The sequence below is a fragment of the Paraflavitalea sp. genome, assembly GCF_059502485.1.
In genome coordinates, this window is sequence record NZ_JCACET010000010.1 from 2,258,963 (window position 1) to 2,281,340 (window position 22,378).

Annotated in this window: 11 protein-coding genes; 2 read left to right on the forward strand and 9 right to left on the reverse strand. The window is 48.1% G+C overall.

Annotation, left to right across the window (positions count from 1 at the left end; genetic code table 11):
* Positions 1-86: 86 nt before the first annotated feature.
* On the reverse strand, positions 87-2,408 hold the full coding sequence (locus AC5JBY_RS26295) for a S9 family peptidase (RefSeq protein ID WP_495907649.1): 2,322 nt from the start codon (positions 2,406-2,408) through the stop codon (positions 87-89).
* 219 nt (positions 2,409-2,627) lie between these two features.
* Between AC5JBY_RS26295 and AC5JBY_RS26300 the strand changes: the two genes are divergently transcribed.
* Entirely contained in the window at positions 2,628-3,515 is an 888-nt protein-coding gene (locus tag AC5JBY_RS26300) for an alpha/beta fold hydrolase (RefSeq protein WP_495907650.1), read from the forward strand.
* A gap of 6 nt (positions 3,516-3,521) precedes the next feature.
* Here the strand turns inward: AC5JBY_RS26300 and AC5JBY_RS26305 are convergent, their stop codons facing one another.
* On the reverse strand, positions 3,522-5,075 hold the full coding sequence (locus AC5JBY_RS26305; protein WP_495907651.1) for an MFS transporter: 1,554 nt from the start codon (positions 5,073-5,075) through the stop codon (positions 3,522-3,524).
* 129 nt (positions 5,076-5,204) lie between these two features.
* Between AC5JBY_RS26305 and AC5JBY_RS26310 the strand changes: the two genes are divergently transcribed.
* A complete protein-coding gene (locus AC5JBY_RS26310; RefSeq protein ID WP_495907652.1) occupies positions 5,205-6,182 on the forward strand; it encodes a GlxA family transcriptional regulator in 978 nt (325 codons plus the stop codon).
* A gap of 131 nt (positions 6,183-6,313) precedes the next feature.
* Here AC5JBY_RS26310 and AC5JBY_RS26315 read toward each other — a convergent pair whose 3' ends face one another.
* From AC5JBY_RS26315 to AC5JBY_RS26345, 7 genes are all read right to left on the reverse strand, one after another.
* On the reverse strand, positions 6,314-7,933 hold the full coding sequence (locus tag AC5JBY_RS26315) for an OmpA family protein (protein ID WP_495907653.1): 1,620 nt from the start codon (positions 7,931-7,933) through the stop codon (positions 6,314-6,316).
* Between the two features lie 212 nt (positions 7,934-8,145).
* A complete protein-coding gene (locus tag AC5JBY_RS26320) occupies positions 8,146-10,431 on the reverse strand; it encodes an FAD-dependent oxidoreductase (protein WP_495907654.1) in 2,286 nt (761 codons plus the stop codon).
* A 27-nt stretch (positions 10,432-10,458) separates the two neighbouring features.
* Complete coding sequence (locus AC5JBY_RS26325) at positions 10,459-12,456, reverse strand: glycoside hydrolase family 2 protein (RefSeq protein ID WP_495907655.1); 1,998 nt, start codon at positions 12,454-12,456, stop codon at positions 10,459-10,461.
* A gap of 10 nt (positions 12,457-12,466) precedes the next feature.
* Positions 12,467-15,304: a hypothetical protein gene (locus AC5JBY_RS26330; protein WP_495907656.1), complete on the reverse strand. Its 2,838-nt coding sequence runs from the start codon at positions 15,302-15,304 to the stop codon at positions 12,467-12,469.
* Positions 15,305-15,308: 4 nt separating this feature from the next.
* Entirely contained in the window at positions 15,309-17,171 is a 1,863-nt protein-coding gene (locus AC5JBY_RS26335) for a glycoside hydrolase family 97 protein (protein WP_495907657.1), read from the reverse strand.
* 298 nt (positions 17,172-17,469) lie between these two features.
* Positions 17,470-18,882, reverse strand: coding sequence for an SGNH/GDSL hydrolase family protein (locus AC5JBY_RS26340; protein ID WP_495907658.1), 1,413 nt, complete (start codon positions 18,880-18,882; stop codon positions 17,470-17,472).
* Positions 18,883-18,892: 10 nt separating this feature from the next.
* Positions 18,893-22,297 carry a hypothetical protein gene (locus AC5JBY_RS26345; RefSeq protein WP_495907659.1) on the reverse strand — a complete coding sequence of 1,135 codons (3,405 nt, stop codon included), beginning with the start codon at positions 22,295-22,297 and terminating at the stop codon, positions 18,893-18,895.
* Between the last annotated feature and the right edge of the window lie 81 nt (positions 22,298-22,378).

A 22,378-nucleotide genomic window follows, 5' to 3' on the forward strand; every position in this document is an offset into this window, starting at 1 on the left:
ACAAAAATAGACTACGTCAATACTACTTCAAAAGGTTTTTAAGGGTTCAATTATGGGGTTTAGCACTACATCATTACTACAACATATTACTGAAAGCTCCATCTTTCTCTGCCCACTTCAGCAAAAGCGGGTACTTCACCAGCATTGCGATCGGGTGGGTCAACACCCATCAGGTGTTTGATAAAGAAGTCACGTTTTTTCATCCTGCCGTATACGCCTCCGTCACTGTGGCCCATGCCCGGAATGGAAAGCAGGTCGAAGGACTTGCCTGATTTTATTAATGCGTCTGCTACACGATAAGTAGATTCGGGTGGCACGTTGGTGTCGGCTTCGCCTACAATGAGGCATAAATGGCCTTGCAATTTGTGGGCGTTGGTCACATTTGATTGTTCATCATAATGTTTGCCTACGGGGAATCCCATCCATTGTTCATTCCACCACTGTTTATCTACGCGGTTGTCGTGGCAACCGCAGGCCGATACGGCCGCTTTATAAAACTCCGGATGGAAGAGCAGGGCGCCGGTAGAGCTTTGCCCCCCTGCGGAGGTGCCGTAGATGCCTACTCTTTCGGCATCTACCCAAGGGTATTTTTGGGCCAGTGCTTTTATCCATAATATCCTGTCGGGCAGGCCAGCATCGGCCACGTTCTTCCAGCACACATCATGAAAGGCTTTGGAGCGGTTGGCTGTGCCCATGCCGTCGATCATGACTACGATAAAGCCCAGTTCGGCCAGGCTTTGCATTTCGCTGTAGGGTACGAAGTTTTTAGGTACGAAAGCGTCATGGGGTCCGGCATAGATATTTTCCAATACCGGATACTTTTTAGTGGGGTCGTAATCAGAAGGTTTGCTCACGATGCCCCAGATATCGGTAACGCCATCTCTTGCTTTTGCAACAAACACCTCCGGCGGATTTACGCCAGCCAATTTATACAAAGACAGGTCAGCGTCTTCCAATAACATGATCTCTTTGGTATCGGCCGTGCGGTACAGTACCGTTTTCGGCGCTATGTTCACTTCTGAATAAGTGTCTACGTAATAAGCTTTATCATCGGAGAGCACCATTGCGTGATGACCTTTAGCAGGTGTCAATGACTTCAGGTTCTTTCCATCGAAGCCAATACGATAATAATGTATGTTATAAGGGTCTTCACCTGCGTTCATGCCGCTGGCGCGGAACCATATTTCTTTTTTAGTAGCATCAATGCTGTCTACACCACGCACCACCCAGTTGCCGGTAGTAACGGGCTGCTCTTTGCCAGTAACGAGATCAATCAGGTAGATATGGTTCCAGCCGTCTTTTTCTGAAGTGCGCACCAGTTGATTGGTGGCAGCGAGGTAATTGGTATAGTTGCGGGTGTTGTAGATGAAGGTCTTTGTTTGTTCGTCTACTACGTTGCGGATGGAAGCGTTGGTAGCATCTACTTCTATCACACGGAATCGTTGGTGACCGCGGTCCATTTTCTCATACGTGAAATAGCGGGCATCACCCGTGCGCCAATGTGGTTGTGGCGCATTGAGGAAATCAACCGGATCTGCATCGACCTTAATGGCTTTGCGCTGTTCCAGGTTGAAGAGGAAGGGCGTGTATTTTGTCCAGGGATCGCCGGGTTGCTTATATGATTGAGAACGCAGCTGTCCGCGCATGGTGCCTGACAGCGACGTGAGGATATAATATACTGATGAATCTCTAACGAGGTTGATGTGATAGCCCATAAGGTATTTGCTATCGGGGCTCCAGTATACTGACCCATAGGATTTATCGGGAGTGCCATCTGTAGTAAATTGTATGGGTGTGCCTCCTGCTACCGGTTTTACAAAAAGGTTTCCTTTTTCAAGGTATGCCTCCCATTGTTTGTCGGGTGATGTGGCGCCATTGGGAAAGGGGTTATTAAAACCGCCACCGCCCCGGAAGCGGCCGCGACCACCTTCCGCTACCGGCGCCGACGCTGCTATTTTGGTACAGGCATAGGTGCTGGTGTTGCATTCAATGCGTTGTCCCTGTACTGTGAAGCGCAGCAGTGGTTGTTTTCCTACCGGTATTTCCACCGCCGTAACAGAAGGGCGCAGGGAATCGATGGTGATGCCTATTTGTTTCAACCCTTCAGCCAACCGTTGGCGATTGAACAATGGCTGCTTTTTCGCTTTCACTGCATCTACATAAATATACTCCTGTACGCTGTCTTTTAAGAGGTTCCTGTACCAACCTGTTTTACCGCCTGCCAACCAGGATACGGCAACAGTGCTTTTGAATACGGAATTTTTGGTGGCATCGTCTATCCGTGCTGCGCGCAGGTAACGCTGTATCAGTTGTTCCTTAGTGGGTTGAAAGCGGGTAACTGTTTGTGCCGTAACGGACGAGTTGTTCAAAAGGGCTACTAATAACAGGGAGAACAATATTTTATGCATAAGAGTGACGCTTTGGCTGGGATAAAATTATCATTATTAGGGTGGTTAGGCTTAGCATTTTTTAACGCTTTATACCCGGTTATTGGCTTTATAGGGTGAAAAGCTGGTCGTAAAACCACCGCTAAGTTGTCGTAATCGCACACGATCGGTGCGCAGGAAGGATTCTATGTTTGCATTGTCAAATACTACAGTATAGTCATGAAAACAAAAAACCATCAAATGAAAATCATCTCTCTTATCCAACAGCTGCTCTTGTTGCTGACAAGCCTGTTTATTTCTACTGTTGCTGTCCATGCGCAAAGCACACCCAAATCAACAGGTTATGCGCCTGTGAATGGTCTCAAAATGTATTATGAAGTGTACGGTGAAGGAAAGCCCATCATATTGCTGCATGGCAGCTATATGACCATTGGCCTGAACTGGAGTCAACTGATGCCTGAGCTTTCTAAATCGCATAAGGTTATTGCAGTAGAAATGCAGGGGCATGGTCATACTGCCGATATCGACCGGGCGCCTTCTTATAAAGCGCTGGCCGATGATGTGGCCGGTGTATTAAAACACCTGAAGATCGACAGTGCCGATGTATTGGGCTATAGCTTGGGCGGTACCGTCGCTTATCAGTTCGCCATCGACTATCCTAAGATGGTCAACAAGCTCATCATTATTTCCAGTGTGTACAAATACAAAGGCTGGCAACAAGAAGTGCTGGACATATTGAAAACCATGAGCCCCGAGTTCCTGGATGCCACTCCGCTGAAGACTGAATATGAAAGGACAAGCCCCAAACCCGGCAACTGGCGCGCCTTCCTGACCAAGTTCATCGAGTTTGACAAAAAGGATTTTGATCTCGGTGAGGAGAAGATCAGGAATATCAAGAAGCCTGTGCTCATCATCAATGGTGATAATGATGGGGTTGATAAGGAGCATATCTTCAAATCGTATAAGCTGGTGGGTGGCAGTGTGTTTGCCGATATGACCGGTGTTCCTCCCTCCCGCCTTGCCATCGTACCTGCGACATCGCATGTAACGTTGATGATGGAAACGCAAAAGTTGTGGGCGATCATTCAGCCGTTTATTGATAATGTGGCGCCGTTGAGTTTGCAGTAGCCTTCATTAATGTGCAGCGGGTTGAACGCTGCGGAGTTTGAAGAAGGCAATGAGAACAAGGATTGCAATAATGGCAACACTGCTGGCAGCGGCTATTTGTAACCCGCCTACAAAGGCATCGTGTGCAGCGCTCAGCAAGGCTTGTCCGGAAGTGCCCGGCAATTGAGCTGCTTCATTGACGGCGCTGCCCAGTGTTTGTTTGGCTGACTCAGCAACTTCCGCCGGAACCTGTGCCGGTACTGTATTTTCCATCCTGCTTCGGTATACGGCTGTGCCTACGCTTCCAAGGATGGCCATTCCCAGCGCTCCGCCAAACTCGGCGCTTGTTTCTGAGATGGCTCCCGCTGCTCCTGCTCTTTCGGGTGGTGCAGCGCCAATGATGAGGTCGGTAGCCATGGTCACTACTGGAGCAAAGCCAAGTGAAGTACACAGCAGTGCAGCGATGACCAGGCCAATACCTGTATCGGGCGTAACCTGCGTAAGTAGTATAAAACCAACTGCCGCCAACACCAGCGCACAGGCGATGAACCTGCCCGGTGTAAAATAACGCAGCAACATCGGCCCCAGCATCGCGCCGGCCATGAAGCCCGCAAAAGAAGGCAATGACCAAAGGCCTGCCTTAATAGGCGACAAGCCAAGTACCAACTGCAGGTATTGAAAGGTGAAGAAGAAGGAACCAAACATCACAAAGCATCCGACGCCATAGATCGCCAGGGAAGCGCTGAATGCAGGTATCTTAAATAAGCGTATCTCAATGAGTGGATCGGCCAGTTTGCCTTGCCTTTTCAGGAACAATATTCCAATGACAATACCTGCAATGATGAAGGCTAATGGCAACCATCCAAATCCTTCGGAAGCTATTTGTTTGAGGCCATATATAATGGACAGTACGGCTATCAGCGACAGCACGGCACTGAACAAATCGAGCTTACCGGCTTTGGGATCTTTAAACTCTGGTAACAAGATAGGGCCAAGTACGAGCAGCAATATCATAACAGGTATGGCCAGCAGAAATACGGAACCCCACCAGAAATGTTCCAGCATTGCTCCACCCACCAACGGGCCAATAGCACCTCCAGCAGAATAGCTGGCTGCCCATACACCAATGGCCATGGTACGCTGTTGTGGATCGAGGAACATGTTGCGGATGAGGGACAATGTGGAAGGCGCCAGTGTAGCGCCTGCAATGCCGAGGATAGCACGTGCTGCGATGAGCATGCCGGCCGTACTGGCAAATGCTGCCAGTATGGATGCTACACCAAAAAAGGCGGCTCCGATCATCAAGAGTTTACGCCGTCCGATACGATCGCCTAATGTGCCCATGGTAATGAGAAACCCGGCCACGAGGAAGCCATAGATATCCATGATCCACAATAGTTGTGTGCTGGAAGGTTTGAGACTCGCACTCAGTTGTGGCACTGCCAGGTTCAGTACCGTGAGGTCCATGGAATACAATACGCAGGGAAGGGCTATTACAGTCAATCCCCACCAATCTTTACGGGTGGCTTTGGGCGGCGCAGGCGCTCCCGCCACTGTTTCTTGTTGGGTGGTGTTATTCATTGCTATACTTTTTTTGTCAGGACGGATCGGGGGGATCACAAACTTACCTGTATCCAATCATATTCAAGGGGTGTAAATACGGCTTTATAAGGGGTTGATCGCGACAATGTATCTTCTTACTTTTATTGTATGAAACACTTATCTATCCTTGTGCCGGAAGGCGCCATGATGGGGGCCGTTGAAGGGCCTCACAAGCTGTTTACTGAAGTGAATGGCATTCTTGCCAGTATGGGTCGTGATCCTCTGTTCGAAGTACAGCTGGTAGGTCTCGCTCCTTCTATGAAACTGAATAAAGGGTTGTTTACTGTACATCCCGAACTTACCATTCAGGATGACTTTAAAACAGATCTTATTATCATACCTGCTGTAGCTGGCAACCTGGAGGAAGCTATACAGATCAACCAGGCTTTCATTCCATGGATCATGCAGCAATACAGGAAGGGTGCTGAAATAGCCAGTCTTTGCCTTGGTGCTTTCCTGTTAGCCTCTACTGGTTTATTGAAGGGTAAGAAGTGTGCTACGCATTGGCTCAGCGCCAACGAGTTCAGGCGTTTGTTCCCCGACGTTGACCTGGTGGTTGACAAGATCATCACAGATGAGCAAGGTATTTATTCGAGCGGCGGGGCTTATTCTTATCTCAACCTCGTATTGTATATCATTGAAAAATATGCGGGCCGTGATGTTGCCATTCTTTGCTCAAAAGTATTTGGCATCGAGATCGACCGTGGCAGTCAATCGCCTTTCATCATGTTCAACGGGCAGAAGGAGCATGAAGATGAGCCTATCAAGCAGGCGCAATTGTTTATTGAAAAGAATTTCCAGGATAAGATTACTGTCGAACAGTTGGCGGGTATGTTTGCCATGGGACGCCGGAACTTGGAGCGGCGGTTCAAGAAAGCGACTTCCAATACTGTTGTGGAATATATACAGCGGGTGAAGATCGAGGCAGCCAAGCTGAGCCTGGAATCTTCGCGCGAGAATGTGAATGAAGTAATGTACAAAGTTGGGTATTCCGATACCAAGGCTTTCCGTACTACTTTCAAGAAACTTACCGGGCTATCGCCGGTGCAATACCGCAATAAATATAACCGGAAAGCGGTTGCTTAGGGGCAATTTGGACATAGCAGTCCTGCCTAAAAGATGTGCCATCCATGTGTGAACCATGCAGGTTAAAGCGCACTTTGTACATGGTTCACACATGGATGGCACAAGGCCGATATTACTTTAAATACTTATAATCAATTCTTTAGTATAGTAAACTCCACACGGCGGTTCAATTGCCTGTTTTCGTCGGTATCGTTGGGGGCTACAGGCTTGGTTTCTCCATAACCTTTCGATATAATACGGGTTTCCGGGATGCCTTTGGAAAGGATGTATTCCCGTACGGATTTAGCACGGTTGTCACTCAGCTTCACGTTGTACTCGTCGGTACCATAGCTATCGGTATGGGCGCTCATTTCTATCTCAATCGTCGGGTTTTCTTTCAGCATGGTGACTACCCGGTCAAGCTCTATGAATGACTCCGGACGAAGGTCCCATTTATCAAAATCGAAGAATACATTGTTGAGTCGCACCACCTGACCTATCTCAATGGGCACCAGGTACAGGTCTTTGTGTATCTCTTTATATCCTGCCTTCACCATAGAGTCGAGGTTCAGGTTTTCGGATACGGCAAAGAATTTATCGGCTGTTGCATGAATGCTGTAATTCTTATCATAAGGCAGTACGATCTTGAAGGCTCCGTCTTCAGGACTGCTTACTCCATTACCTGCCTGCACACCATCGGGCAGTGTTTCGTATATCAAAGAAGCGCTCAACGGTTGTTTCGTCTTTTGGTTGTATACGTTGCCGCTTACCAATATCACAGGATTGGGTTTCTCTTTCTCCATCAGTTTCACACGTACTATATCACTCTCTCCATAAGTGTTCAGGTTCGTAGTGAGGTATGCATATTCTCCTCCGGCATCAAGCGTAAAGAAGGCATCCCAACCGGTAGTATTGATAGGCGCGCCCAGGTTCCTCGGCTCGCTCCATTTCTGCCAGCTTTTATCCAACCGCTTCGTCATCCATATATCGTTATCACCAAGTCCGCCGGGGCGGTTACTGCTGAAGTACATCGTTTCGCCGTCTGCTGCCATGTAGGGCGTCATTTCATCATATTCAGGCAGACTGATCTGCTTGCCCAGCGTTTTGGGCTCCGACCAGGAGCCATCCTGTTGCCGGAAACACACGTACAGGTCATTCAGGCTGCTGCCTTTGACCGGTGTCATGTATAGCAACAAGGCCTGCGCATCATGTGTCATGGAAGCGCCTGAAAGTAATCCCCGATCATACTTCTCATAATTTTTTATATATAGCATTTGCGGATCGCTCCAACGTCCGTTTGCCTTTCGATAGCTCATACTTACTCCCTTTCCATGATAGCCTCCATTGTTAAATGCACCGCGTATCAATATGCGGTTCTTATCTGGAGATATCCAGTAGACTGCGTTGTAGTGTGTAGTATTCAGCGGGTCTTTCAGGTGGCGGGCTTCGCTCCATTTACCCGTACTGTCTCTTTCGGAATACCAGATGTCCTGTGAGTTGGGGATCGAATTGTACTTCGTATTGGCCGGATGGTTTTCGCAAATAAAGAATAGCAGATCGCCATCGGCAGAGATCGTAGGGCGCAACTCCGGTAAATCGGAATTGATGTTAATACCCAGGTTCTCGATCTTGAGAATGGTGTTCGCGTTAATAATGTTGTCTTTTTGCTGCTTTAGCCCGGCAGCAGAGTCGGAAGTTGTGCGGGCGCTTGGTTGTGCTGATACAGAATACATTATCAGCCACAGCAAGCAGGTAATAATGGGTGTTTTCACGGTCTTTGGATTTGCAACAAAATATCCCAAAATCAAGGAATCTCCTACTGTTTGGGATTAAATATTGCGTAAACCGCTAAACGGCATCAGTATGCGATTGTAAATCAATCCATAATGATCTTATTACCTGCTTTAACTGTCACTAACTGACCTTTTTACAACCAAAAAAGCAGGGAAAAATGCTGCTTTTTCTACCAGGTTTCTCCCCTGCTCTATTTATAGCAACGCACTGCAAACACGGCAGCCGGCACCTCTGTAGAAGGATGTTCGACCTCGATAATTAGCTTTTTCGCGGTTATGGGTTGCCCGAATTGTATGCGATTATGTGTTTGGTAGTTGTCTTTTTTCTCCGCCAGGATATTACCTGCTTCGTCTTTCACCCGGTATTTCTGTACACAGAATGGCATTACGGTTTCCGGATGATGCATCAATACTGATTCCATCGGATGGTCGTAATCCGCATCAAAGAACAGGTCGATCTGGCTGATCTCCTGTGGCGTATTCCAGTTGAGCGTTAATTGTGGTTGTACATCATTCCAGTCGGCCACCCAGGCGTTGGGTTGATTAGTAGGTCTATCGATACCGTTGCGAATGTTCTCTGCATTAAAGAGGTTCAGACCGGCAGCATACTTAAATGCAATGTTATGTCCTTCGGGGCGACGCTGCGGGCACCAAAACTCGAATGCATCCATACCAATATCTTCAGGCGGTGTTTGTTTGCCATAGTTGGATACGGCTTTGTTTACGCTGTTGAACACCGACAAGATACCTGTTACCCGTTTTGTGGTGAAATGAAGTTGTACGTCCGGATTTTTCATGAAGGTGATGAAGGCATAGGCGGCATCATCCAGCACCGCATCAAAGTTCAGTTGCATACAATTTCTACCGGGGTGAATGTCCAGCACTTTTGTAGCCACCGTGACATCTGGTGTGTGATTGGCGGGTTTGCTGCTGATGCGCAACTCTACCTGCAGGGTGGTGTTGATATCGGACTGTGCATGAAAAACAAATGGCTCTACTTTCCCTTTTTGTAATGGTATCATCTGCGCTACTGACAGTTGCAATGGCTTCAGGAAGTTACTTTCCGGCAGTTCTTTAATTACCAGTTCGCTGGAGGCTGTAATGGTGGCGGACTGTACCAGGTCTTCCTGATCATTTAAAGACAGCTCCGGTATGTATTGCCCGCTTTTCAGCAGGCGTTGTTGCAGGTGGGTAATGTATTGATTGCTGATGATGGCAGCAGGTAGAATATTTCTTTCACGGCATATGGCTGTCGCCATACCTACCGCCTGTGAAGCATAGGCCGCAGTGGCCATCACTCTGGTGGAACCGAATGCTACGTGTGAAGCACTGATCAAACGGCCGCCCAAAAAGAGGTTGTTGATGTTTTTACTGTACAGGCTTCGGTAAGGTATCTGGTAAATGCCTTTGCTGTGCCACTGGTTGCAACCCGGCTTTTCACTAAACACACCATCGGCCGGATGGAGGTCAATAGACCAGCCGCCGAATGCGACGGCATCATGATGCAGCCGCTGCTCTACAATGTCCTGCTGTATCATCATGTAGTCTCCTTCAAAGCGGCGGCTCTCACGCTTTCCGGGTATTGTACCCACCCACTCCAGCGTGAGGTTTTCCGCTTCGGGGAAGTTGCCAGAATTCTTTATGTAGTTCCAGACCCCATATATTACTTTCCATAGTTCCCATTTGATCTGTTCTGTGTCGTGCACCGTATCGAGGCGGCCACCGTATTCAATCCACCACAGTTTGCAACCAAAGTCTTTTGCATTGAATGTTTTGAAGCGAGGTATTTGTTTAATATCTGTCAATGCAAAGGAAGGTGGTGTATATTTAACCGGCTTGCCCGTGTCTTTGCTGTAGAAATATAAAGTGTGGCCCAGCAGTTCACCATATTCTGCAGAGGGGGCAAACAGTTCTCCAAACTCTTCTTTGCTTTCTGCACCCATACGGAAGGCTGCGCCAGCGAGGAAGCCAACCACTCCGTCACCTGAAGCATCACAGAATAAGGGTGCGTGTAATTCATATTCGGTTTGGTTCTGGCTGCAAAATGCTTTTACGGAGCTGATGGTAGATTCGTCTTTCTTTTCTACTTCATATACGGCTGTATTCAATAACAGTTTGATGTTGGGTTCGCTTACTACTTTATCCAGTAAGATCGTATCAAATATTACGGGATTGCCTTCGGGGTTGCGATAGGTATTCTCTACCAGTATCTCATCTACCACTCCTCCTTCGCGGGCCCAACGGTTGTTGTTACCCATATGTGAAGTGGCGCCCAAAATCCACAACCGCACTTCACTGCTGGAGTTGCCTCCTAATACCGGCCTGTCCTGTACCAATACAACTTTACAACCTTGCCGGGCGGCTGTGATGGCACAGCATACGCCGGAAAGACCTCCGCCTGTTACGATCAGATCTGCATCTATTTTTCTGTTTACAAAAGAGCGCTTGCTACTACTGTTGTTGTCCAATTTCATCATTTGCCGGATTAATATTGAATGATAAGGTTATTTGAATGTTTTATTTACTGCTATAAAGCCTCCTGGCTTGATCAATGATATCTTCACTCCCTCTGCCGATACCGGTATCTCTACTTCCTGCTTTTCGCCGGGTTTCAGTGTCTTCAATTTGATTTCTGTGTCTCCGTATTTCACCTTGTAATTACGCAGCGTGTAAGCCGGGAAGTTATTACGGGCTGTCACTGCTATCATGATCTTACCTGCTTCTTTTTTTATCACTTCCAGGGTGGCCGGTGCAAATTCTTCCTGCAGGTAGGTATATGTATTCCTTAGTGAACGATCTGGTGTTATGAGGCCCCAAGCTCTGTAACCATCTGCATCGGTGCCGGGGTAACGGCTCATGTAATCGTTCAATGTCCATACGGAAGCGCCTACCAGGTAATCGCATTGTCTGAATGCTTCTATGGCTTTCTTAAAGTAATCGAGCCTGTTCTCTTCTTTGTTGGTAGCAGTAAGGCGTATGCCAAACTCACTGATGTAAATGGGCTTGTCGGGATATACGCTGTGAATCTTCTGCAGGTTTTTTAAATGGTTACCATAGATATTGGTGCTGATGAAATCCACGTATTGGGAGGCTTCATCTGTTGGTTTGTTTACATAATCGCGCCAAACGTTGAAGCTGGCAAATGTGATGAGACGGGTAGTATCTATTGTTTTTACAAATACACTCATGTCCCGAACCCACGCTTGCCCTTCGGGGGTTTGGGATTGAAATTCATTGCCGAGGCTATAGGCAATAATGCTGGGGTGATTCCAATCGCGCTCCATCATTTCGGTGGCTTGCGCCTGGTACTTGGCCCGCATGAGGGGGTCGGCCATTTGCTTCGGTGTCAGCTGCCAGTTGCCTGCTTCGGCAATGATGAGTAGTCCATTTTTATCGGCCCAGTTGAGGAGGTTTTCCGATACCGGGTAGTGGCTCAGGCGGGAAAACTCCAGGTTACCGTTTTTGATCAATGTAAGGTCTTTATCCAGAATGCTATCCGGATCAAGAGAACCATAGCCCGGATAATCCAGTGGCCGGTTGCAGCCTCCCATCTTAATGGGTTCGCCATTCAGCAACAGTTGTGTTCCTCTTACTGTGATCGTTCGAATACCAAATGTTGTAGTGAATGTATCGCTGGCTGCGATCACCTCAGCAGTGTACAGGTTGGGTTCATCGGGGTACCAACGTTTTACGGCTGCCGCAGGCAGCACACCTTCCAGCACAACAGGTGTACTGCTGTTGGCAGCCACAGCGGTGGTTATTGATTTGAACTTAGCGTTGACTTTCTGTCCGCCAAAATAAACATTGACGGTTAGCGGCACATTGGCGTTCTGCGTCGCCAGGTTATTAATAAATGTTTTAACAAGGATGCGGGAATCTCCTTTGGGTTGATCGGGATTGGTGATGATGTGTGCTTTGGATATGTATACCTCCGGACGTATAACAAGGTAGACAGGTCGTGTAATGCCGCCGTAGTTTATCCAGGGGTAAAGCTGTGTGGCGTTGGGGCGCAACGTTGAGTCGGCTGTCTTGGCACCGGGAATCGTGGTTGTGTCCCACTCGTTGTTGACGGAGATCGCCAGTGTATTGTTTTTCTGTAATGTGGTGGTTACATCTATTTCAAAAGGGGTGTAGCCTCCTTCATGGGTACCTGTCTTTTTACCATTGAGCCATACAGCCGTTTTGTAGAACACGGCATCGAAGTGCAGGAAAGCGCGGTAACCGGCTGGCACGGCAGCTGCCTGGAATTTTTTAAAGTACCAGGCTGTACCTGTATAGAAGAAATAGCGCTTGTCGACCGTATAGCTGTGTGGCACCTGTACTTTATCGAATCCTCCGCTGGCAAAGTCGGGTGTGTACCACTTGTCGACCTCTCCTACTTTCACCGGGTCGAGCGCAAAGGTCCAGGTATCGTTGAGTGATACACGCTTCATGCCCTGCGCAGCTGCCAATACTGGCAGGCATAGTATGCATAAGCTGTATAGTAATTTTCTTCTGAACATGTGTCTTCTGTTATTTTACAACGCCCATCGTTACCGTTTCGCCTGTCACTTCTTTACCATCCACGCCTGTAAGCAATAAATGAAATGTCACCGGCTGTTTATCTACCGGCACGGTAAATTCAAATGGATAGGCTGTATCTTCTATTTTCTCTTCTTTGCCATTGTGGTTGTATACCAGTGTTGCTTTCCTGTATTTGTTGTCATCATCTTCGAGGTACGTGTAGAGACGGCGGCCGTATTCGCCCAGGTTGAACAGCATGGCGTGCGCATTGCCGGCGGACAGCTTCACATAATCGCGGCCTGTGTTTCCTCCACTCGTGTTTAGTATCTTTTGCTGGAAGGATGATTGAATGGCAGCACCCGCTACTGTTACCGCCGCTATGCCATTGGCAGGAACAGTAATGGTAAAGCTGCTGTCTTTAAGCGCTTTTGCTACTTTACCAGCATAGGCTGTTACGGCTGCTTTTGTATTCATCTTTGCCCAGGCAGGATTGATCGTTACTGTTGCAGTGACTGCTTTGGCTGATTGATTGGTAAAGGCCAGGAATACTTTATCGTCTTTACGTGCAGCTATGTAGTTGAGTTCTGTACTGCTGATGTTCAACAGGCGGGCAGGCATCCAGAGTTGTACTTCTTTCTCCGTATAGAAATTTCCTTTCTGTGCTCCGTACAAATTGTTTTGCAGATAGGCATAGCCTTCCATGTATTCATAAGGAAAGCTGATCTTTCCCTGGCTGCGTACATATGCGTCAGTAACCAGGTAATCGAGGAGCATAGACGCCATTGGCAATATATGGTTGTAGTGGAATGAGTTTACGCTTTGGTCTTTGTGTTCATGTAAGGGGAAATCGGCTTTCTCATAGGCTGTGGTCCTTTCTGTATTGATGTGGTAGCCCGGAAAGCTTCTGTATCGACCAATGATCGACGCTTTGGCTACGTTCATGAGGAAAGTGTCGCGGGTGTAATAACCGATGCGCAGCATCCAGGGAGCAAAGTTGGCCATGAAGATGCCGCGGTGACCAGTGGATGTGCCGGATGATTCGGGTGTAAGGCCCATCTCCGATAAGCGCCAGGCTGGCGCCTGCTCTTCGGGGTAATACATTTGTTTGTGGCCTTTCGACTTCAGGTACCAGTACATCGGTGCTTTGCCACCTTTGTTTACCGTAATCATGCTATCGGGTATCTGCGGGCTCATCCAGGTAAACATCGTGTATTGGCGAGCGCCTTGCCGGGCTGCATCGAGGTAACGCTTGTCACCTGTGAGTTCATATAATTGTAAGAACTCGATCCACCGGCCCGTAAAGGTGGGCCAGAAGAAATAACCTGTTTGTAATGGATCAGCAAAAGCTGTTTGTGGTTTGTCGATGCGTTGGGCCAGGTATTGGTTGGCTTTGGTTACCGCATCCTGTAAGTATTTCTTATCGCCTGTTGCATTGTAGAGGTACATTGCATTGATCCAGGTGTTGCCTTTTTCTTTGCCATCCATATTACGCACACGGTCTTTGCCAAACTCCTGCTGTGCCATCTGCAGGTAGAAGTTGTTTTGTTTATGGAAGATATTGTAGAGGGCTGTCAGCTCAGACAATGGCGCAATAGGGCCTTTCAACTTGCGTGAAGGGCTTTGTATCTTCTGGTTACTATCGAGGCTAAACAGAAATTTCTCCCGTGACAGCATGAACTCGATGAGCGGATAGGCACGCTTCTCAAACATCTCCGGATCATCGCGCACCAAGGCCAGCTCTAATGGGTTGAGGCTCGATACGTTCTTTACAGCGCCCGGTACGTCTGTAGAATAGGCGCAACCTTTCAGGCTGTCGATAAACCAGGCGTATTGTGACAGGGAGTAATCGACCATATTGTCCAGCGCTGTATTCAGGGAAGCGATATCGTTGTGACGATAATCTTTGAACCCGAATACCTGCTGTGCAATCTTCTGGTAAGTGTCGCTAATGGGACGAGGTTCTGTAACGAGATAGAAGGAGAAGGTAAATTCTTCATTGGCTTTCATCTGCGACAGATAACCTCCCGGGATCGGTGCATATACCTGTGGCTGCAACTGGTGTTGCTGATTGAGCAGTGATACGCCAAAGCGGCTGTTGGGCAGCATGGGTAATGGCTGAAAAGGAATTTCTTTGGGCGCTGCCAACACACCAATCGTATTGGCGCCATCGTATACCATGGTAGATGGCAGGGTAGCCATAAAGGCCGGGGTAAGATAGGCCGCATCCGGTATACGTTTTTCCTGCCAGATGAGTGGCTGCCATATTGCTGTAACCTTGTCGGCTGTGCAAACAGGCGCGCCTGTGTAACCTATGCTATAATAACCAGGCTGCAAGGGCCTGAAAGAATACTGCAATAAAGGGTACGGTTCTGCAGTTGTCAAAAGATAGACGGATAGTACATATTTGGGGGACGGAGGGAAAATGAAAAATGTAGTGTCGCCTTTTTGCCGGGTACCGGTTGCCAGTATTTCTGTTCTCTCACCGGCGTTGAAGATGTTCGCCGTTCTCCATTCTGCTTTGCTGCGCAGTATACGATCATCGAAGCCATCGCCTGCCACAGCAGCGCTCACTTTCTTTTGGGCGAAGTCGGCGCGACTGCTGTCGGGCACTTTCCAGGTGAGTACGTTGTATTCTACTTTCCTAATGCCTGCAGGTTTCAATGCCATGGCGGGATCGGTTGCATTGTACAATACAACAAAGGAAGGTGTAAAGGTATAGCTACGCTGCCCGCTCGTAATGATCATATTGCTTTGTCCGGCCAGCACGCGCAATTGTGCCTGTGTGCCAACTGTCAGCAGGCAACATTGTAACGTGATCAATAATATTTTAACCTTCCTATTCATCATATGGCTATTCGCTTTTGATTTGGATAACCATGCCGCCAGTGGCAGGGATATCTATTTGCTGACTGTATTTCTGATCGATACTCTGTTCATTCTCTACAAATCCTTTATCCTGCGGCGCATCGGTGATCCTATATGCTTTGTATTGTTGCTGTTTGTTCAGGAAAGAGGGTTGCAGGGTGAATGACTTTGTACTGTCTGTTCCGTTGATCACTGCCACATACCAATCTTTTCCTGAGCGTCGGGCAAAGGCTGCCAGTTCGCCAATCTTGCTGCCAGGCAGCACAATCGTTTCATCCCATACTACGGGCAATGTTTTCAACAAGGGTAATACCGGCTGATACAATGCTTCATTCAACAGCCTGGCAGGGTTTTCTGCGATGCACTGGAATGGTGAATTAAACAGGTATAGCAATGCCAGCTGATGTGTGTAAGTGGTACTGGCTTTGTTGCTAAAGAAGCCGGGCGTATAATCGCCATGTCCGGTCAGCAGGCGGGTGAAGGGCAATGCCGCATTATGCCAGGCAGGGATTGGCTCTTTCATGATGTTGAGTTCCATGCCCCTGATGCCTTCACGCGTCATTTCATTGGGATATGTTTTGCTTTCTCCGGTTGGTGCGTGGCAGCCGTGAAAGTTTACCATCAATTTTCTGCGGGCTGCAGCTTCGAGCAAGCCTATTTCAAAATCAATAAGGTCTTTGGCCTCGCTGTTCATGAAGTCGGTTTTGATGCCAACGGCTCCAGCAAGCCTGACACTATCAAGGAAATGATTGCGTTGGGTAGTGTCGCGGATGTCTTTGGAATGTTTCCATACCCACACTTTTACTTTGCGCTGTGCTGCATAAGTGCAGAGTTCCTGCAACTGTTCCCATTTGCGGGGCCATTGGGTTTCCCATCCTTCATCGAGCAGGGTGTATTCAAACTGTAGTGCCGATGCTGCATCAATGAAGCGTTTTTCTGAAGCCGGCTGCATGTATTGTTCATCGCGGGTGATCCAGCTCCATACTGATTTGCCGGGTTGGATATAATCTGTTTGTGCAAATAGTTTTGTATCGGGCGCAGGGTTCAGGTTCTCAATTACTTTATTATTGACCAGGGCATTGAGGTCGTTGGCATATAGAATCACGCGCCAGGGCGTGGCTTGCTTGCCTCTTACGGCAAAACCAGTTTTACCTTCTGTAAAGTTTACCTGTATCGTATTGTTACCAATGGCTTTTAACCGCATGCCACTGTAATCATACAGGGCTGCTTCGGTAAGTACCAGGTATTTTTTTGTGGGCAACTCTACTACTAATGGCTTGCCCTGGATAGGACCTTGCGAAGAAATGGTTGGCAGCTTTTCAACAGTAGTATTTTGCCATAGCCCTGCGTAGGACTTCAGTTTCCAGTCGCTGTTTCTTTCAAAGTACCACACTGTGGATGCAGCCGGCAACCTGAATGTTGTGCGTTCTTCCTGTAGCTGGGCGTCATTGCGTGCAAGGATATATCTAAAAGCGCATCCGTTATCAAATATCCTGAACTCGATCGTGTCTGTTGTTTGCTCTCCGTGTATGGCTATTACATATACCTTGCAATGATTGATTGTTTCATTGGTGTTGAGGCGTGAGGATTGCTTTTCGTTGATCAGGTATTGCCGTGCAATGGAAAGATTCTTAACTCCCGTTCCTATTATGCGGTTGCTGAATTGGATGCCAAGTGTAGCTGGTTCGATCAACACGGTTTTACCGGCTGTGACATGGTATTTTATTGTTCCGTTTTCCAGGAAGACGCGTGCCTGCAGTTGTTTATTGGGGCTTTGCAACTGATGGGAACCAGCGGCTTGCAGGCAGTGGCCTGCGATCAGGAAACATATGACAAGCATTGTACGCATCAGCTTCAAATTTAACGCCCTGTACCAGCTATGGTCAAGGGTTTTCGTTCCTAAAAACCGTGGGAATGTTCCCAATTTGCGGGAATGTTCCCAAATGAGCGGCGAGCTCTTTGTTTCGGCAAGCAACATCTTGCGTTGGGCTAAAGCCCGGGTAAGATGCTGTTTTTTGGTGTTCCCGGCCCTAAAGGGCCGGGCAATTCCGTTTGCTTCGCCAGGTTGAACCCACCAGCAAGCCAGAGGCTTGCAAATACCCTCAACTCGCCAGAGGCGAGCGAGTGCCTCCTACCTCTGTTAACTTTTACTTTGACAGCACTTCGCCGCGGACCAGGATTTTGCCGATATAGAGGACAGTCCGGTCGTATTTGGCGGAGTTTGCGGTGATGTCGGTTAATTGTTTGGGGCCGAGGATGGCGGCCTTGTCGGACTTTTGGGCCGACAGGGTAATGGTGACCTCATGCTCGCCCTGGGGTACGTTTATAAATTCGTACTGCCCGCGGTAGCGGTTGTTGCAAAAGGTAAAGAACCGGTTTATTACATTGGTTCTCAGGTCGCTGGTCTCAAACTGGTGGGAGCCTTTGATACCTCTGTCTTTCACTCTTACCGATTTTCCATCTACTGTTATTTCTATTTGTCCAGATTCAGGTCCACCAATATCGAAGATGCCAAACATGTTTCCTTTGAAGCGAAAGGTGAAGGAAGCGCCCGGCTGCTCTGCCGTCATTACTTCGGAAAACCAACCAGCGAATTGCTTAAGTCTCGCATCCTGCGCGGGAGCTATCTTTTTCCATTCTTTGCTGAACTGTGCTACCGACGGATTGTACATCGTTGCATCTGACCAGTTGCCCGGTATCATGGCAGCTGGTAATGCATGTTTTACTGCTTTGGTATTTTCCTTCATCATGTTGAAGGCTCTGCCGATAGCAGCGGCATACAGGTTTCCTCCCGGCTCTTCCGGGTGTGTGCCGTCTTTCGAGAAGAGTATCTTACCGGGTGTAGCTGTATCTGCCTTCCATACCAGCTTGTCTTCTTTTTCCAGCATGGCAGCTTCTATTCCCATGTGTATGGAAGGAATGTTGTAATGGGCTGCGATGGTTTCCAGTCCCTGGATGTTTTCAGGAATCTCTCCTGCTGCATATAGTTTTGTCTGACCGCTGTGGATCGTATAGATTAAACAGATGTCGATATTTGGATCGTATTGCCATATCTGTCTGATCATACCTTCCATACCATCACGGTAAGCGCCGTTCACCGCAAACTCAATGAATATTACATCCGGATGGTATTGCAGTACTTGTTCCTGCAGGCGGCAGGCGCCCAAATCGGTACCTGTACCCGACACGCCTGCATTGATGGCCTTCATGGGTGTGTTGGGAAACATGGATTGAATGTACCGGGCACTGCGCGTGCGGTATCCATAAACGCCTTGTGTAATACTACCACCGATGTAGGCAACGGTAACCGGTTTACCAGCTTTTGCTTTGGCAAAGAAGTTGGGTAAGCCTTTTCGTATGTTAAACTCCCGGGGATCTTTGAATGTGCTCAGTTGTATAACCGGTACATCTTTCGCGGCAGGATCAAAGAATAAGGGTGAAGCTCCTGATTGGGAAGCAGCGATCAGTTTCTCTCTTTCTGCATCTTCGGCACTCTTGCTTTGAGTGAAGGCAGTACTGGCTATTAATAGTAACCCGAATGTATACAGGCATCTACGCATAGGTATAGGTTTACTCGAATTCAATGGTAGTTTCTTTGGTTTTGCCATCAGCGGTTTTTAGCTGTAGTACAGTTTTGACCGGTTGATCGGCTGTTATTTTATAGAATGACCACTCGTAGGGATATGTATCTTTTGTTACTGTTTTGCCATTCAGGGTAGCTGTGATGGCAATGCCCTCTGTGGGTGCAGCTTCCAGGTAACCGTAGAAGGAATCCCAACCAAAGGGACTGCGTATCCTGAATACGTAGCATTTACCAAATGGCGCGCCCAGGTCGATCACCTTCATGCCGTTGGCTACGGGTGATGATGTAACGATTTGTTGTTTTGCTGTCAACGGGAATGACAGGGCTTTAAAACCTTTTGCCGGCAGCGATACTACAACCTGCCTGTTCTTTATAGCTGCTGTTTCTTTCTTATTGTTTGCGGCATTGTGTATGGTAGTTGTGCCGGCATCAGCTACAGCAACTTCCTGCCCCATAGTTATATTTACTTGCACAGTGGCCTGCGCTTCACTGCTCAACAGTATCCAGAAGCGGTTATCGGATATAGCAGTTACATAATTCACTTCGGGTTTATCGATCGTGATCAATCCTTTCTTCATCCACAGGCTTACTGCCGCATCATCGAATACCTGTCCTTTACCAGCTCCAAACACCCGGTTGTTGAACCATACAAATCCATCCTGCTTGCCGTAGGGGAATTGCACTTTTCCGTTGGAGCGATCAATGGCTTCTGTTACCAGGTAATCGAGGGTAAAGGATAAGTGTGGTGGTATGTGGTGGTAATAGATAGAGCTTACGTCGGGTCCTTTGTAAGGGAAGTCGGGACGCAGGGTAATGTCTGTGAACCCTGTTGCGTAGTAGCCGGGATAGTTGGTAAAGCGACCAATCACTGCATTGCGCGCGTAGGTTTCAAATATCTTCTTGTGGCCATACTGATGGAGCCGTAGTAGGTGTGGCGCCCAGTTGGACATGAACACCGGTCTTACAGTCTTGGCTACATCGAAATAGGTGAATGGCTGTTCAAAGCCCAAGCCAACTGGTGATACCAGTCCTTGTGAAACTTGTTTCTCCGGTGCGTCTCCTTTTACGCGTGGGAAGCCAAGGCGGTATTTTTTATCGCCCTTCCACCACATCGTTGTATTGCCTTCAAACTCATTACCGGGATGGATGGTTTGTAAAGTATCTTTTACCTGCGGGTAGGAACGAATGCCTATCAAGGTGTGGTAAGCAGAAATATCTGCTGCCTGCAGGTAACGTTTGTCTTTCGTTACTTCATACAGATCGGTGAGATCCCACCAATAGGCATAGAAGGCCGCATTGTAGAATGGTAACCGCGATAAAGGTTTGGTGAGGTTGCCGTATACCTGTGTATTGAGGTATTGATCAGCACCGGCTTTGGCAGCGGACAGCCATTTGTCTTCTTTGGTGAGGCGCCAGGCTGCCAGTTCCTGTGTCCAGGCGGGCACATCTACAGAGTATCCTCTTGTTGGGCGTACTTTGCCATCGGGCAAGGCAATATCTTTTAACCAGGGATTGGCTGCACCGAGTAGTTGGTACAATCCTTCGAAGTAATTGGTGGTGAACTGAGAGCCAAAGGGGCTTAACTGTAAAGACTTTTTATCACTATTGAAGGGCGTACCTGATACTGCTTTCGCCCAACGGAACCCGCTGCGTGACAGCGTGTATTCGATCGTAGGCAATGCGCGGTTAATATAGAAGTCTTCGTCGCGACCCAACACAGCTGCGGATATAATGGTAAGTGGTGAAGCATGTACCACTGTAGGCACTACGGCAGGATTGGCTTCGATGTCGTAAAAGCCTTTGAGTTGTGTATCCCAACCTGATGCAGCATCGTTCTTCATCAGGTCGATCATGTTGAAGGCGGCTTCTGTGAGTGAAGCCGTATGCTGTGTGCGATAATCTTTTACTTTATAGATGCTATCTGAAACATATTCCAACACTTCATTCCATCCGCCAGCCATGGCGCCGATCACAAACTCACGTTGTATCGTTTGTCCTGCTGTTAGTTTAGAATCGTCCAATCCCATTACCGGCGCAAAGGCAACTGGTTGTATCCTATTGACATCATTTTTGATGCTGAAGCCGAAAGGACTGCTGTAAGCACTTCCCCAATCGGATGTTTTGAAGGTAGGAACAACACCACTGACAAAGGTGCTGAACAGACCATTGCCTGTTTTGGTTTCTGCAATCGCCATCGGCTGGGGCATCATACCCGAAGGCACCAGAATGGGTTGTGGTGATAAACGCCTGTACTGAAACATAGGTGGTAACTGGATATTCGTTACACTATCCACCGCCATGCTTTGAAAGGCAGCCAGGCCCATGCTGTAATATCCATTTACGGAAGGCTTGAATTGCAGCTTCACCGTGATGTGACGAGTACCGGGCGTCAAACTCCACCAACCTTTCAATACCTGTTCTCCTCCTACTGCATAATCTACTTCTATCGTTTGCTTGTTTATTTGTTTTGCTGCAACGGGAATTGCTTCTGTGAGTTGGCCAGACAAAAATGGGTTCAGCGTGTTATCTGTCTCCAGTATGCTATAGGTCTTGCCATTGTTGGTAAAGGAAGTGAGTCCTACCGAACCATTCCAGGAAGGAAAGAAATTACCAAAGCCCAGCTGGGGATTGTCGGCACGAATGACGTATACTTTATGGTCTTCCAATTGATCGTTCATGGTCGTCCAGCGGCCTTGCTGCTTGATCGCTGTTTTGGCTGCCAGTCTTTTTTCATTGCTGCTTGTAACCGGTACAAAGCGAAGTTGTACCTGATCATTGGCGATGGAAGCTGTTGGAATGGCCTTAGGATCGGTGTGTACCTGTGTCGTTACCGGGTATTTCACCGGTGTTGCCTGTTGGGTAATGGGTTTTATACGATAGCTCACTAACGTTGTAAGGGATTGTGTGTTGGGATCGAAGTCCTGTACTGATGATAGTATGATGGCATCGCAGCGGCCGAAGTTGCCGCGGCTGTCGTTGAGTCGCATGATCGCATCTCCTACAGGCAGGGAAACCTGTCCTACTTTTTCCCAGTATAGTCCGGGCTTACCGTGTTTGCCAGATTCTTCCATCGGTTGTTCATTAACCAGGAGGCGGAATAAGCGTGTGCCGGGACGATCGTTGGGAAAATCGGTAGCACGTACCCATACGGCATAGGTACCCGCCTGTTTCACAGCTATCACCGTGAGCGCATCCACCGCTTTTGTTTTGGTGGAGAGCACACGCAGTATCTGGTTGTTCAGGAAACCTTTGCCTCCCTCCTGCTCGATCGTCCAGCCTCCTTTGAATTGGAAGTCTTCGGCTTCGAGGAGGTAATTGGTTTGGGCATGGGTAATGAGGCCAACCATTATGGTCAGGATGGCGCACAGTGAATGTTTATAAGAAGTTTTCATATTCTTTGTTTAGAGGGGCACAAGTACACTCTACTCAAAGCCAGGCTGCATACTTGCGCCAGTTACTGAGTGCGGCACCTA

What these genes read in the sequence shown, in the direction of transcription:
- AC5JBY_RS26310 (WP_495907652.1), top strand. Translation starts at nt 5,205, where the DNA reads ATGAAACACTTATCTATCCTTGTGCCGGAAGGCGCCATGATGGGGGCC.
- AC5JBY_RS26345 (WP_495907659.1), bottom strand. Translation starts at nt 22,297, where the DNA reads ATGAAAACTTCTTATAAACATTCACTGTGCGCCATCCTGACCATAATG.
- AC5JBY_RS26325 (WP_495907655.1), bottom strand. Translation starts at nt 12,456, where the DNA reads ATGTTCAGAAGAAAATTACTATACAGCTTATGCATACTATGCCTGCCA.
- AC5JBY_RS26305 (WP_495907651.1), bottom strand. Translation starts at nt 5,075, where the DNA reads ATGAATAACACCACCCAACAAGAAACAGTGGCGGGAGCGCCTGCGCCG.
- AC5JBY_RS26320 (WP_495907654.1), bottom strand. Translation starts at nt 10,431, where the DNA reads ATGATGAAATTGGACAACAACAGTAGTAGCAAGCGCTCTTTTGTAAAC.
- AC5JBY_RS26295 (WP_495907649.1), bottom strand. Translation starts at nt 2,408, where the DNA reads ATGCATAAAATATTGTTCTCCCTGTTATTAGTAGCCCTTTTGAACAAC.
- AC5JBY_RS26335 (WP_495907657.1), bottom strand. Translation starts at nt 17,171, where the DNA reads ATGCGTACAATGCTTGTCATATGTTTCCTGATCGCAGGCCACTGCCTG.
- AC5JBY_RS26330 (WP_495907656.1), bottom strand. Translation starts at nt 15,304, where the DNA reads ATGATGAATAGGAAGGTTAAAATATTATTGATCACGTTACAATGTTGC.
- AC5JBY_RS26300 (WP_495907650.1), top strand. Translation starts at nt 2,628, where the DNA reads ATGAAAATCATCTCTCTTATCCAACAGCTGCTCTTGTTGCTGACAAGC.
- AC5JBY_RS26340 (WP_495907658.1), bottom strand. Translation starts at nt 18,882, where the DNA reads ATGCGTAGATGCCTGTATACATTCGGGTTACTATTAATAGCCAGTACT.